The organism is Qiania dongpingensis (assembly GCF_014337195.1).
In the GTDB taxonomy this organism is placed as follows: Bacteria; Bacillota; Clostridia; order Lachnospirales; family Lachnospiraceae; genus Lientehia; species Lientehia dongpingensis.
This window is the reverse complement of record NZ_CP060634.1, coordinates 1,367,786-1,382,164: the sequence shown is the minus strand read 5'-3', so window position 1 is coordinate 1,382,164 and position 14,379 is coordinate 1,367,786. Positions and strand designations below refer to the sequence as shown.

General features: G+C 50.6%; 9 protein-coding genes and 1 pseudogene. 6 read left to right on the top strand and 4 right to left on the bottom strand.

The window, feature by feature from the left end; genetic code table 11:
* The first annotated feature begins 221 nt into the window (after positions 1-221).
* Together spoVAD and H9Q78_RS06595 are read left to right on the top strand one after the other, a co-directional pair.
* A complete protein-coding gene (gene spoVAD / locus H9Q78_RS06600) occupies positions 222-1,253 on the top strand; it encodes a stage V sporulation protein AD (RefSeq protein ID WP_249304465.1) in 1,032 nt (343 codons plus the stop codon).
* A 168-nt stretch (positions 1,254-1,421) separates the two neighbouring features.
* Positions 1,422-1,820, top strand: a complete 399-nt coding sequence (locus tag H9Q78_RS06595; protein WP_249304464.1) for an SRPBCC family protein — start codon at positions 1,422-1,424, stop codon at positions 1,818-1,820.
* A 5-nt stretch (positions 1,821-1,825) separates the two neighbouring features.
* Here H9Q78_RS06595 and H9Q78_RS06590 read toward each other — a convergent pair whose 3' ends face one another.
* Positions 1,826-2,041, bottom strand: a complete 216-nt coding sequence (locus H9Q78_RS06590) for a hypothetical protein (protein ID WP_330595280.1) — start codon at positions 2,039-2,041, stop codon at positions 1,826-1,828.
* A gap of 14 nt (positions 2,042-2,055) precedes the next feature.
* Positions 2,056-2,157 (bottom strand): annotated as a pseudogene (locus tag H9Q78_RS06585) (MerR family DNA-binding transcriptional regulator); the annotation flags it as partial.
* A gap of 221 nt (positions 2,158-2,378) precedes the next feature.
* Here H9Q78_RS06585 and H9Q78_RS06580 point away from each other — a divergent pair.
* The 4 genes from H9Q78_RS06580 to xylB all read left to right on the top strand — a co-directional run bounded on the left by H9Q78_RS06580 (position 2,379) and on the right by xylB (position 10,195).
* Entirely contained in the window at positions 2,379-4,142 is a 1,764-nt protein-coding gene (locus H9Q78_RS06580) for a serine/threonine protein kinase (protein ID WP_249304463.1), read from the top strand.
* Positions 4,105-7,662, top strand: a complete 3,558-nt coding sequence (locus H9Q78_RS06575; protein ID WP_249304461.1) for a hypothetical protein — start codon at positions 4,105-4,107, stop codon at positions 7,660-7,662. Before H9Q78_RS06580 ends, H9Q78_RS06575 begins: the two co-directional genes overlap by 38 nt.
* Positions 7,663-7,704: 42 nt before the next feature.
* Positions 7,705-8,604, top strand: a complete 900-nt coding sequence (locus tag H9Q78_RS06570; protein ID WP_249304459.1) for a DUF1848 domain-containing protein — start codon at positions 7,705-7,707, stop codon at positions 8,602-8,604.
* A gap of 67 nt (positions 8,605-8,671) precedes the next feature.
* On the top strand, positions 8,672-10,195 hold the full coding sequence (gene xylB / locus H9Q78_RS06565; protein ID WP_249304458.1) for a xylulokinase: 1,524 nt from the start codon (positions 8,672-8,674) through the stop codon (positions 10,193-10,195).
* Between the two features lie 94 nt (positions 10,196-10,289).
* Here xylB and argH read toward each other — a convergent pair whose 3' ends face one another.
* Both argH and H9Q78_RS06555 read right to left on the bottom strand, forming a co-directional pair.
* Positions 10,290-11,666, bottom strand: a complete 1,377-nt coding sequence (argH, locus tag H9Q78_RS06560) for an argininosuccinate lyase (RefSeq protein ID WP_249304456.1) — start codon at positions 11,664-11,666, stop codon at positions 10,290-10,292.
* An 18-nt stretch (positions 11,667-11,684) separates the two neighbouring features.
* A complete protein-coding gene (locus H9Q78_RS06555; protein ID WP_249304454.1) occupies positions 11,685-14,360 on the bottom strand; it encodes a YfhO family protein in 2,676 nt (891 codons plus the stop codon).
* Positions 14,361-14,379: the final 19 nt, after the last annotated feature.

Sequence of the window (14,379 nt, the reverse complement as noted above, 5' to 3'; positions counted from 1 at the left end):
AGGACCAGATCTATTTCTCAATTCGAAATTCCCATAAAAGAAAGCAGGGGCAAATGCAGTCGGCCCCTGCTTTCTTTATGATTTTTTTCCTTTTTTAATGCCGGGATTTCTTACAGAATAGCCGGGAAGAAAAATGCACATACTGAAAATAAAAACCGGCGCTGCATGGAAATGGCTTGCTATCGGCAAAAATGGAGACGCGGCGTGAAGAAGTGGAAAGGATGGATGACAGGATGCAGAGTGGAGGACAACAGGTAGGAAAAGCCAGTATTCAATTTAAGGAAGGGCCCAGGATCATAGGAGCGGCTTCCGTAGTGGGACAAAAGGAGGGGGAAGGCCCGCTGGGTTCCTTTTTTGACGTGATAGAGCCGGATCCCATGCTGGGATGTGACAACTGGGAGGAGGCAGAAAGCGCTCTTCAAAAGGAAGCGGCGGATTTGGCCATCGAACATTCGGGGATCGTAAGAAATCAGATCCGTTATCTTTTTGCAGGAGATCTGCTCGGGCAGCTGATCGCCACGTCATTTGGCACCGTAGATCTGGAGATTCCATTGTTTGGGCTTTACGGAGCCTGTTCCACCATGGGAGAAGCCCTGTGCCTTGGTGCGATGGCGGTGGATGCGGGGTATGCGGATTATGTCATGTCCATGGCCTCCAGCCACTTTGCCAGTGCGGAAAAGCAGTTTCGTTTTCCGCTTGAATATGGTAACCAGAGACCGCTGTCCACCACCTGGACGGTCACCGGATGCGGCTCTTTTGTTCTGGGGAAGAAGGGCGGAAATGTCCGTGTGGCGGGGATCACCCCGGGAAAGATCGTGGATATGGGGCTTAAGGATTCCATGAACATGGGAGCGTGTATGGCGCCGGCAGCCAGCGATACCATCTGCCGTCATCTGGAGGATTTTGGAAGACGGCCGGAGGAATATGACAAAATCATCACGGGAGATCTGGGTGAGGTCGGGCATACCATCCTGGTCGATTTTATGAAGAGCAACGGATATGATATCAACAGTCTCCATATGGACTGCGGTATGGAGATTTTTGACAATGAGTCTCAGGACACTCATTCCGGAGGAAGCGGATGCGGATGTTCCGCGGTGGTATTGGCAGGATATATTCTGCCCAAGCTCCAGTCCGGAGAATGGAAGCGGGTCCTGTTCGTGCCGACAGGTGCGCTCCTTTCCAGCACCAGCTATAATGAAGGACAGAGCGTGCCTGGAATAGCCCACGGGGTAGTTCTGGAACACTGCTAAAAAAACAAAAAACAGCCGGCTGCGGCCTCCTCGAATTAGGTATCCTTTCTGGAGAAGCCGCAGCTTATACATAAAATGGTTGACATAAGTCATACCGGGACCTAAACTGATGTCAGGTGACGAAAAGCGGCCGGTAAATTTAAAGCAGGCAGACTAACGGAGGATATCATGGCAATTTCGAATATTAAAGCGACATTTTCTTGTGATGCTGAGAAGGTATGGAACCTGGTGGTTTCATTAAAGGATGTTTCCTGGCGCAGCGACCTGGACAGGATCGAGGTAGAGGAAGAAGGAAAGCGGTTTGTGGAGTATACAAAGGAAGGATATGCCACCACCTTTACCATAACAGACTTCCGGCCCTTTGAACGATATGAGTTTGATATGGAAAACAGTAATATGAAGGGACATTGGACCGGCTTGTTTACCCACGAGAACGGTGTGACCACGATTGACTTCACGGAAGACGTGACAGCTAAAAAATGGGTGATGAAGCCATTCGTGAGCATGTATTTGAAAAAGCAGCAGGCGTCTTACATAGAGGACCTGAAGAAAGCTCTGGATAAATAAGGCTGTCACTCCCAGCGGAAGAATTTCAAAGAAATACCGGTGCAGACCACGGTGAGAGTCAGCAAAAGAATGATAGGCATAATGATTTTATCCACGGGAAGCCCAAGGGAAGCTGCTTTCAGAAGCTTGATCCCCTGAGTGAGCGGCAAAACGTCCGCAGCTCTGGCAAATGCAGGCGGTATGATCTCGTATGGCAGTGTGGCGCCGGAAAATATCAGCATCGGAAAATACAGGATTGTTCTGGTTTGGGTATCAGTTCCAGCTCCTCGTAGAGCCGGACCGTATTGGGATGTATGCCGATGGCGGCGGCGATCTCGGACGTTCTGTATGTGTTCATGGGTGCCTCCTGTCTGTTGGAATAGAAGCCGGCGGCGTTACCATTGCATTATATCCGCTGCAGATGTACAGGGCAAGTTTTAAACATAATATTTTTTAGTTGACATCTGATGAGAAGTGTTATACAATCTTGTTACCGTCGATTCCGGCGGTGATTCTTACAGGGATATCCCCTGGAAATTTTCCATATAAGTGATCAACAGAATATGAGGAGGCATGTGTATGTCGTGTTCACCCGGTACGGTTCTGGGCGGAACATATCGAATTTTAGACGTACTCGGGAGAGGCGGAAGCGCTGCCGTTTATTTGGCGCGCCATGAAAGGACCGGGAGACTTTGGGCTGTAAAGGAAATCCCGGAGAAAAGGAACAGTCTGGTCATGGAGGCGGAGCTGCTAAAGAAGCTGAGCCATCCCGGCCTTCCGTCCATCGGTGATATCCTGAAGGAAAAAGGAATGTTTTATCTCGTGATGGATTATATCGAAGGGCGTTCCCTTTCCAGACTTCTGAAAGAAGAAGGGGCCCAACCTCAGGAGAAGGTGGCCGACTGGGGCAGGCAGCTGTGCGAGGTTCTGGAATACCTCCATACGAGGACACCGCCGGTCATATACCGGGACATGAAGCCTTCCAATGTGATGCTGAAGGAGGACGGAGCCGTTGTACTGGTAGATTTCGGGACGGCGAGGGAAAGAAAAGAAGAGGGAAATGAAGATACGGTATGCCTGGGAACGAGAGGGTATGCCGCACCGGAGCAGTACGGAGGAAGAGGACAGACGGGGCCGGAAACAGACATTTACGGGCTGGGCGCGGTGATGTATCATCTGCTGACGGGCCGCAGCCCGGCAGAGCCTCCCTATGGCTGCCGGCCTGTCCGGGATTTCCGGCCGGATCTGTCTGGGGGATTGGAAAAGATCCTGTTGATCTGTACAAAAAATGATCCGAAAGAACGGTATGGCTCCTGCAGAGAGCTCGCCTTTGCCCTGGAACGCTATCGGGAGCTTGACGATGCGGAAATCAAGAGGAGGAACCGACGGCTTCGGTCTTTTGCGGGAATCTGTATGCTTACGGCAGCCACCGGATTGGGAAGCCTGTTTCTGCACAGAGCAGAATGCCGGGCCATATCCGGCACTTATAAAGCATATCTGGAGGAAGCGGCAGGAAGCGTAGAAAAGGAAAGAAAATTGGACTTCTGCCGGAAAGCAGTTGACCTGGAACCGGGCAGGGCGGAAGCTTACCTGCTTTTGGTGCAGACATTTCTGGAGGATGACGGGAAGTTTACTGACGAAGAAGAGCGCCTGCTACGCGGGATTTTAGATAAGAAGAACCAAGGAGGGAAAAGCAACCGGGAGCAGCTTGGGCGGAACAAGGGGGAGCAGGTACGGGCCGCGTACGAAATTGGACAAGCGTATTTTTATTACTATGAGGGAAGCGGCGGAAAGGGAGCATCGGCCATATGGCTGTCCCTTGCAGCCGGCGCAGAGCCTGGAAAAGAGCTGCCGGAAAAAGCCGTCACACGCGCAGGATGTCTGAGCCGGATCGCGGGGTATTATGATAAGCTTAGTATCCAGAGGAAGACTGGCGATATGGAAATATCATATGCAGAGTATTGGGAGGACCTGACGGCGCTTATGGAGGGAGGGATGGAAGAAGACAACCGGGTAACGGCCTTGATCATGTATAGGGAAATCATTTCCCAGATCATTTTTCACGCAGGGACGTTCCGTCAGGCAGGAGTGGGAATGGAGGAGATGAGGGGACAGCTGGAACAGATCAGGAAGAAGCTGACAGGATGGGACGGAGGCAGAGAGACAGATTATGTGCGGACGCTCATGGAAGAGGCGGAGGAAGGGCTAATCACGGCGGAGACTGCGGTGGAAGCGGCATTTCAGACGATACCGGACAGCCAAGAAGTGAGGAAGACGGATAAACGTTTAAGAAGGGGGTATGAAGATGGAACAGGGACAGCAGAAGATTATGGAGTACCATAGATGGTCCTGGATTTTGGGAGTCATATTTCTGTGCGGGATGCTGATGTCCGCGGTCTTGTTTCGCAGGCTTTCCATTCGAAAGGCATGGAGGGAAAAGAAACGGTGGACAAAGCGAAGGGGAGGAACACGGAAACGGGCAGCATTCCTGATAACGGCCGGGCTGCTCGCATCGGGAACTTTTGATGACGGGACGTTGATACAGGCGCGGGAAACAGAAGCGCCAGTGCCGGAGATCACCGTTTCGGTCATAGGGGCGGCAGGACAGAACAACTGTTATCAGGATACGGCAGAGGCTGTAATAACGTTTCATGAACGGAATTTTGATCCGGGGCAGGTATCCGTCACCGTTCAGGACGAGACCGGAAGGGAAACACAAATTACATATGATACCGGGCGAGAACAATGGAACGGGCTGGACGGATTGGGCGCCGGAGTACTGGCAGCGGTGCCGTATGGGACGGAAGGAGAAAAGGAACGTTGGTTTTACGACAGCGAAGAGGAGAGGACGGAACACACGCAGGATCGGGAGGTGGAGATGCGCCTTCGTTTTCAGGCGGAACGAAAATATGAGATGCGGAAGATTGTCTGCGGAGACTTGGCGGGAAATCAGACGGTCTTGGAGAACGCTGCTGTCATAGAGGTCGACAGAACGGATCCGGAGTTCATGATGGTATTTCCGGAGGAAGATGAGAGCGCGGTGCATGAAGGATATTACAGCCGTCCTGTCACGGCCTGGCTCTATCTGAAGGAGCACAATTTCGACCCAGAGGAGGAAGCAGGCTGGCCGCAGATAATCGTCAGCGAGGAGCCGAGGGGCGAAAAGGCTTCTTATACCATGGGAAGCCGCTGGACAAAAGCTCCGGAAAAAGGGACGGATTGGTATAAGGCTTCCTTTTGCTTTGCCGGCGACGCCTTGTATCATCTGGAGGCATCTTACCAGGATCCTTCAGGGAGGAATCTTACAGAACGAAGTGAAAAGGAGAAAAATTTCACCGTGGACACGACGCCGCCGGAATATGGGAGTATCACGATTTTGAGACAGACCTGGACAGAATTTATGGATTATGTGACCTTTGGACTCTTTTCAAATGAAAAAGAACTGGTGCTTTTGGACGGAAGGGACAGCGTATCCCCGATAGAGCCTTTGCAGTATCTGTGTGCAGGGGAGGGGCTGCCCAGGGAATACCTGGAGCAGGCAGATGATGCCGCGTGGGATACGGGCAGCAGCTTCTTTTTGACGCCGGACTCCAGGAATGTCGTCTATATGAAGACGACCAATTATGCCGGGCTCTCGGAATATTACAGCTCCAATGGCATTCTCGTTGAGGACAAAGGCCCGCGGCTGGCATTGAATATCCAAAACAAAGAAGAGCCGGTAAATGGGATATACAGGCGGACCGTGAAAGTCGGTATATCGGCAGAGGAACCGTCGGAGAGCGGCATTTACTCAGGACTTAAAAGAATCACATACCGTATGGAGGGAAAAAGTCCGGGGGAAGAGGATCAGATTTTGGAAGGAGTATTAATGGAAGAAGCAGAAGGGAATTCTTCCATGCGGAGGGAGTGGCAGGGAGAGCTGGAGATATCACCGGAGAAATATGACGGCAGAAAAGTATGCCTGACTGTACAGGCAGAGGATTTTGCCGGAAACCGGTCCGAGGAATCCCTCTGGACGGCCGTCGACACGTCAGCTCCGGAGATTTCCATACAATACAACGATGTCCGGCCCGCCAATGAAATCTATTATAATCAAATCCGGACGGCAGTGGTGAGCATACGGGAAAGAAATTTCTCGGCAGAACAGGTACAATTTCAAATTTCCAATACGGATGGTCCTATGCCGGCCGTCAGCGAATGGAGCCATGACGGTGATTTGCATCGGTGCCATATGGAATTTACGGAGGACGGGGAATATACGGTGCTCTTGGGTTGTGAGGATATGGCGGGAAACGTTTCATGGAGCAAAACGGAAAAATTTATCATAGACCGGACGCCGCCGGAGATATTTGTGACCTTTGAAGATATTGAAGCTGGGAGAGGAAAACTCTGGAAGAATCCCAGAAAAGCAGAGATCACAGTCGTAGAGCACAATTTTTACAGGGAGGGAGTGAAAGGAGATGTGACAGCTTTCCTGGAAGGGCGCCAGAGCAGGGCTGATCTAGGAGAGTTTATTCATAACGGCGATGTCCATACCGCAATGTGTACGTTTGAGAAGGACGGCGACTATTTGCTTCAGGTGAGCTGTACAGATCTGGCTGCAAACGACTGCGGGGAGGAAAACCACATTTTAGAGGAATTCACTATAGACCGCACCCCTCCTGAAATTCTGATCACAGGAGTGGCGGACGCTACGGGCAACCGCGGAACAGTGGCTCCGGCTGTCACCGTCCGGGACATTCATCTGCTCAAGGAGAGCGTATCCGTGGAAATCTGGCGGGAAGAGGGAAAACAGGCGGAGGGAGAAAGGAAGAGGGCGGCTGCTGAAAAGAAGGAAGAAGAAATGGCGGCGGGAGAAAGACGTTTTGTATTTGAAGACTTTTCTTATGATGCCGAAACTGACGGTTTATATTCTTTACAGGTATCCTGTGAAGATGGAGCGGGTAACCGGACAGAAAAGCAGATCAGGTTTTCTGTAAACCGTTTTGGCTCCGTCTATGTTGTGGATGAAGGGACCGCCGCCTGGCTGTATCCGGCGTCGGGATCGTATCCGTATCTGAAGGAGGAGAAGCCTGTAATAGTATGGGAATATAATGTAGACCCGGTGGTAAGCCACCAGGTCATCCTGAGCTGCGATGGAGAAGTCAGAAGTCTTTTGGAAAAGGAAGACTATACAAGAGAAGAGAAGGAAGAGTCAGAGGTCGCAAAAGAAAAGCCTCTCGGAAAGGAACCAGGAGATCAGTGGAGGGTTTACAAGTATACCATTGCAAAGGAAAATTTTGAGGCAGAAGGAAATTATGAGGTTGTCCTGTACTCTGAGGACATGGCGGGGAACCAGATGGGGAATGTACTGATGAAAAGAATGGGAGGAGTGGGTTCCATTGAATTTGCCATCGACAAGACAGGGCCGGATGCCGTTTTATCAGGCGCGGAGGACGGCGGACATTATAAAATGGATGAGCTGCGTCTGTTTCTTTCCGTCTGGGACAATATGGCGCTTAAGCAGGTAGAGATTCAAAGCGGGGATGAAAAGAAGATTTATGTGGGAAACAGCCTGCAGGATGAACTGAGAAAAAACGGAGGAATCCTTGCCATATGTCTGAAGGAAGACGATGACTGGCAGTATTTGAGCATTACGGCTGAAGATGAGGCGGGGAACCGGATGGGGACATCAAAGGAAGGAGGAGGGAAAGAAGAGAGAATTGAGTGGAAGCTTCTGGTGACTTCTGATCCGTGGATACAGCTTTGGCGGAATCCGGTCCGAATGGCGGGATATTTGGCAGGGACAGGGACCAGCGCAGTGTTTATGGCGTACTTTTTCCGGCGGAGGAGGAGAAGACTTGTGAAAAAGGGAAAGCGCTGATATGATGAGAGAAAGAATCGGCAAAAGACAGGAGGAAAGTATATGATCGTCAGTGCCAGCCGCCGGACGGATATTCCGGCATATTATCTCCCGTGGTTTCTGGAACGGCTGAAAAAGGGGGAGGTGCTGGTGAGGAATCCAATGAATTTTCACCAGGTCAGCCGGGTGCTTTTAAACAGGGAGTCGGTGGACGGAATTGTGTTTTGGAGCAAATATCCTGCTCCGATGCTTAAACGTCTGCCCGAGCTGGATCCTTATCCTTATTATATTCAGTATACTCTGAACGGCTATGGAAAGGAGATGGAAGGCGGGCTTCCGGATTTCCGACAGAGGATTGGCGTCTTTCATGCCCTGACAGAACGTCTGGGAGCAGAACGGATAATATGGCGTTATGATCCGATTCTTTTTAGCCGGGATTACACGCCTGCGTGGCACAGAGAGAAATTTAAAATTCTGGCAGATGCCCTGGCCGGCTCCGCGGTCCGCTGCGTGATCAGCTTTATGGATATGTACCGGAGAATCCAAAAGAAGATGGAAGAATTGGAAGTCCGTGTCCCCACGCAGGAGGAAATGCTGTGGATAGGAGAAGAGTTTGGACGGATAGCGGCGGAAAACGGAATGGAAATTCAGACATGTGCGGAGGAGACCAGACTGGAGCAGTTCGGGATTCAGAAGGGAGCGTGCATAGACCAGGAGCTGCTGTCGCGGCTGGCAGGCAGACCGCTGCGGTTCAAAAAGGATAAAAATCAGAGAAAAGCCTGCGGCTGCGCGGCCAGTGTGGATATTGGATGCTATGATACCTGCCGGTCCCAATGTGCGTACTGTTATGCCGTATGCGGAAAAAAGGCAAGGACGGGGAGACTTCTTTTGTACGATAAGGACAGCCCTTTCCTGTGCGGCAGGAAGGCGCCGGAAGATGTGGTCAAAACCAGACTTTTATGATAAAATCAGATTAAATTCAGGTGTAAGAAGCCTGCGGTAAAAGAATCATAAATTTGGAGGAAATGTGATGAATTATTTGATTGGAATTGATTTGGGTACTTCTGCGACGAAGACAGTGCTGTTTGATGAAGACGGCAATGTGATCGCTTCCGCGTCGAAGGAGTACCCCATGTATCAGCCTCAGAACGGATGGGCGGAGCAGAAGCCGGAGGACTGGAAGGACGCGGCGCTGGAAACCATCACGAAGGTTGTGAAGGAGTCTGGCGTGTCCGGTGAGGACATCAAGGGGTTAGGCATTTCCGGACAGATGCACGGCCTGGTCATGCTGGATGAGGACAACAGGGTAATCCGTCCGTCCATAATCTGGTGTGACCAGAGGACGGCCAAGGAATGTGAAGAAATGACGCAGAAGGTGGGAGCGGAGCGCATGATCGAGATCACGGCGAATCCTGCGCTGACCGGTTTTACTGCTTCGAAGATTCTGTGGGTGAGGAACCATGAGCCGGAGAACTATGCAAAATGCCGGCATATCTTGCTTCCCAAAGATTATGTTCGTCTGATTCTTACCGGTGAATACGCGACAGAGGTTTCCGATGCTTCAGGAATGCAGCTCCTGGATGTGCCCAATCGCTGCTGGTCCGACGAAGTCCTGGAAAAACTGGAAATCGACAAGGCCCTGCTGGCAAAGGTCTGTGAGTCGCCGGAGGTGACGGGGACTATTCTGCCTGAAATCGCGGAGATGACGGGACTTTCGGAAAAAACGGTCGTAGTCGGCGGAGCGGGAGACAACGCCGCGGCGGCTGTGGGAACAGGAGTGGTCAAGGATGGCAAGGCGTTTACTACCATTGGAACCAGCGGCGTAGTGTTCGCGCACAGCAAGAATGTGACCATTGATCCAAAGGGCAGAGTCCATACCTTCTGCTGCGCCGTCCCCGGCTGCTGGCATGTAATGGGAGTGACTCAGGGCGCGGGTCTTTCCCTGCAGTGGTTCCGGAATAATTTCTGCCAGGACTATATGAAAAAGGCGGAGGAAGAGGGCTGTGATGCTTACGATTATATCAACCAGGATGTTGAAAGTGTGCCTCTGGGAGCGAACAGGCTGATTTATCTGCCGTATCTGATGGGAGAGAGGACCCCTCATCTGGATCCTGATTGCAGAGGCGTTTTCTTTGGTCTGTCTGCCATCCATACAAGAAAGGATATGCTCCGCGCGGTGATGGAGGGAGTATCCTATTCCATGAAGGACTGCAATGATATCCTGCAGGAAATGGGAGTCACCGTGGATGACATGATGGCCTGCGGAGGCGGTGGAAGGAGCGCCGTTTGGAGACAGATGCTGGCTGATATGTACGGGTGTACCGTTAAGACAGTAGCTGCGAAGGAAGGACCGGCTCTTGGGGTTGCCATATTGGCCGGGGTAGGAGCAGGCATCTATGAGAGCGTGGAAGCGGCCTGCGAGAAAATGATCCATACGGACAAGTCCTGTGATCCGATTCCCGGAAACACAGAACAGTATGAAAAATATCATGAGATTTATAAGAGTCTCTATGGATGCCTGAAAGAGCAGTATAAAGAACTGGCCAAATTATAAAAGGCGGCCTGACATTCGGGCAATATGCAGATAAAGTGATTCGGAGGGCTGTGATGGCGTTCCACCGCAGCCCTCCGGACCATTGCTCATCTTTCTATTTTTCTGTAAGTATTTTTTGATAGCTCTCGATGACCTGTTCCATGACAGACGGGCCGGGCGCTCCCAATGTGGTCCGCTTTTCCACGCAGGTCCTCAGGCTGATGGCGTCATAAATATCTTTTTCAAAGACAGGGCTGATTGCCTTGTATTCTTCCAGACTCATATCATCCAGAGAAATTCCCTTATCCAGACAATATAAGACCAATCGGCCTACAATTCCGTGGGCATCCCGAAAGGGTATCCCGTGGTTCACCAGATAATCGGCGGCGTCCGTGGCGTTGGTAAAGCCTTTTACAGCGCTTTTTTTCATGATGTCTTTGTGGAATTTCATCGTGGAGATCATACCCGTGAAGAGGCCCAGACAGCCCTTTGTGGTATCGATCGCATCGAAGATCATTTCCTTGTCTTCCTGCATGTCTTTGTTATAAGCGAGGGGAATCCCCTTCATCGTGGTCAGGATGGATGTCAGCGCGCCGTACACGCGGCCGGTTTTCCCCCGGACCAGTTCGGCGATGTCCGGATTTTTTTTCTGCGGCATTATGCTGCTTCCGGTGCTGTATGCGTCATCCAGTTCTACAAACTGATATTCATTGGAATTCCAGAGGATAATCTCCTCAGAGAAACGGCTCAGATGCATCATGACGGTCGCCATGGCGCTGGCCAGCTCAATGAGATAATCCCGGTCTGATACAGAATCCATACTGTTTCTGGTGGCGCAGTCAAAGTCCAGAAGAGCTGCGGTGTATTCCCGGTCCAGAGGATAAGTGGTGCCCGCCAGGGCTCCGGCGCCGAGGGGGCAGGTGTTCATCCGTTTCCGTATATCGGAAAGGCGGCTTCTGTCACGGAGGAACATTTCAAAATATGCTCCGAAGTGATGGGCTATGGTCACAGGCTGCGCTTTCTGAAGATGGGTGAAGCCGGGCATGTAGGTTGTGAGATTCTCCTCCATGATCTTAAGGATGGCTTGAAGAAGCTCTTTTACCAGAAGGTCCAGTTCTTCAATCTCGTCCCGTACATAGAGCTTCATGTCCAGAGCAACCTGGTCATTGCGACTTCGGCCTGTGTGGAGTTTTTTTCCCACGTCGCCGATTCTTTCAATGAGAGTGGCTTCTACGAAGCTGTGAATATCTTCAGCGGCAGGGTCAATGGAGAGGAGCCCGTTTTCCACATCAGAGAGGATTTGCTCAAGCCCCTCCACAATCTGCGCTTTCTCTTCGTCCGTCAGAATTTTCTGTTTAGCCAGCATGGTCACGTGAGCGATGCTGCCGCGGATATCCTGCCTATAGAATCTTTGGTCAAATGAGATAGATGCGTTGAAGTGATTGACCAATTCATTTTCTTCTTTCGTGAAACGTCCTCCCCATAACTTCATGGTGAAATCCATCCTTTCTTACTTTTCCGGGGTATCTCCCGTATCTTTTGTCTCTTTCTTTTTATTTTCCGTTTCTGTCACGAGATCTGCTGCCTTTTCGGCTGCCGCACGGTGCATTTCCTGCTTCACCGGTATTTGTGCAGCGGCAGATGCGGCCCGCTTTCTCCTTACCGCGTAGGTTCCGGCGGTCAAAATGCATAGGAGGATCAAGGATACAAGAGAAATCAGGATTCCCTTTGTCAGACCGTCCGGCTCATAGGTAAATTCCAGAGAATGAGTGCCCTCCGTCAGAGGTACCGCGATCATGGTATCGGCAAACAGCTGCGGCTCCACTTCCACACCGTCCACCTTTACGGTCCATCCCTTTTCATATGCGATGGAAGTATAGAGAAGACCGTCCTCCTTAGCCGTTACCCGGCCGGACAGATAGGTATCCGTGTATTGGTCGGTGATGAAGGGCTGGCTGTTCAGCGCATTCATACAGTTATTCAGCTGATTGATATCCAGACGGTATGCTGCCGCGGTAAAATTCTGCTCATCCTGTTCTGTGGTCAGCGTGATGGTGGTCCCTGCCGTGCATTTTCCGAGATCCAGCAGATAGCCTCTGTCCACATTGGAAAAGTCTTTGGTATTCGTGCCCACTGTAACGCTTACGTCTTTAATGGAAGAGTTGGTCACGTCAATATAATAGAAACCGCTCTCTTCGACGGTCAGGGTGTATTGCCCGATGGAGGAGGAACCGCCCTGGGCCGAGACAAAGATGCTGCCGCACCTGGTGGCGGCGGTTGCAAAGGAATTTTGCACCTCCACCGGATTCAGGATCTTGTAATCCCAGCGGTCCAGCATGTCGGACGGAAGCATAAAGCCGATGGGAAGAGAATACCGGTTTTTATAGAGATTTACATTTCCGTCCTCGTCCTGAAGAGTATATAAGTCACTGTCAAGCTCTTTGAGGGACAGCGTGTATTTGATACCCAAAAGCGACGAAGAAAGAGGGGTGGCGCCGGTATAGCTGTATGCGTTGGTGTTTCCTTCCAGACCAAGGGCTTTATACAGATCGCTGATGTGGGCATTGGCCGTGGAGGAAAACAAGGAAGCCGAATGATAGTCCGCCAGCGCGGCATCATTTTTTGTCTTCCTACTGTCTTTTTCAATGCGGAACAGGCTGGTATCTTCTTTTTCTATCTTTTGCGCCAACGTCCGGAAAGAATCCTGGTTCTCCAGATAAGAGACCCGGCTTGTGGTGGTGACGCTGGTGAGAGCGGTATTCATGCTGGCTTCCACCGAAATGACGGCAACCGCTAAAATTGCGAGAGTAGGTGCCCACGATTTGCCTTTTTTGTAGTAATATAGAAGTAAGGCATAGAGACATATGAAAAATAAGGTCACATAGTATTCTTTGAAGGAGAAGGTCTCCTCCGTGATGATGGCTTCGCAGAGAAAAATGAAGATGACTACTCCCCAGAAGCTCCCGAAAAACTGAGCTGAGGTATTTGCTTTGATGTTCCGATAGCCTTCATAGCACATTGTCAGCAGTATGGCGATATACAGGAAGGACTGGCGGGCGGGCAGGCTGTTGGGGAAATGGAAGCCATGCCATATGAAGTTCGGAATGTTGAGGGAGAAGCCGATGAGCATGATGAACAGCAGTACGCCTTTTACCGCTTTTTCCTTTTTGGGAATCTTTTTGTTCATCATGTACAGCGGGAAAAATAAGAGCACGGCGACTCCGCAGTATATATTAGGCCAGTGATCGAGGCCGATCTCTACCTTTACATTGACAAAATGGCGGGCTATCATCTCAAAACAGGAGAAATAAGACGTCAGTGTCTTTGGGATATTTATATCTCCGGATGCCGTCATCTTCAGCGCGAACAGGACGGGTATCAGGAGAAAAGCGGCCAGCCCTCCTGCCAGCAGAGAATATACGCCGAAGTTGACGCACTTCTTTAAATAGGGCGTCCTCTTCTTTACCATGGTCACAGAGCCGTCGGCAGCCACGGATCTCACATCCTGACGAGCCGGTTCCATGATCATCAAGGCGATGAAATAAAGAACCATGAAAATGCATATCATAATTGAAATATAGTAGTTAGAAATGATAGACAGTCCCAGTGTAATGCAGTACAATAAGCAATTATCTTCTTTTACCAGACGTTCCAGCCCCAGGAGTACAAGAGGGGCGAGTATCAGACAGTCCAGCCACATGATATTCCAGCTGTAGGCGGCCATATAGGCGGATAACGCGTAAAAGATAGAAAAAAAGGAAATGCCCAGATCTCTTGTCTTAAAATGCCTGCTCAGATAATAGCAGAAGGTGAAGCCACAGAGACCAATCTTCAAAACAATCATATAGGACATGAATTCGATCATCAGGCTTTGCGGCACTAAGATGGCAAGCCAATTGACGGGACTGGCCAGGTAGTAAGCATAAAGGGCCGTGAAATTGGAGCCCATGCCGATGTTCCAGGAATAGCTCAGGCTGCCGCCCGTTTTCAGCTTTTCCATGAATTCATTCATGAAGGGGGCATATTGATGATACATATCCGTTCGAAGAAAACTGTTGTCTCCGAAAGGGAAGATCTGCCTCTGGATGAAAATCCCCAGCATGATCAGAACCGGAATGAAAAAGGAAAGGAGAAAAGGAGCTTTCTCCAGCATTGTGGTCTTTTGGCGGGATTTACGTCTTGTCATGTCGAAACTGCCTTTCTTT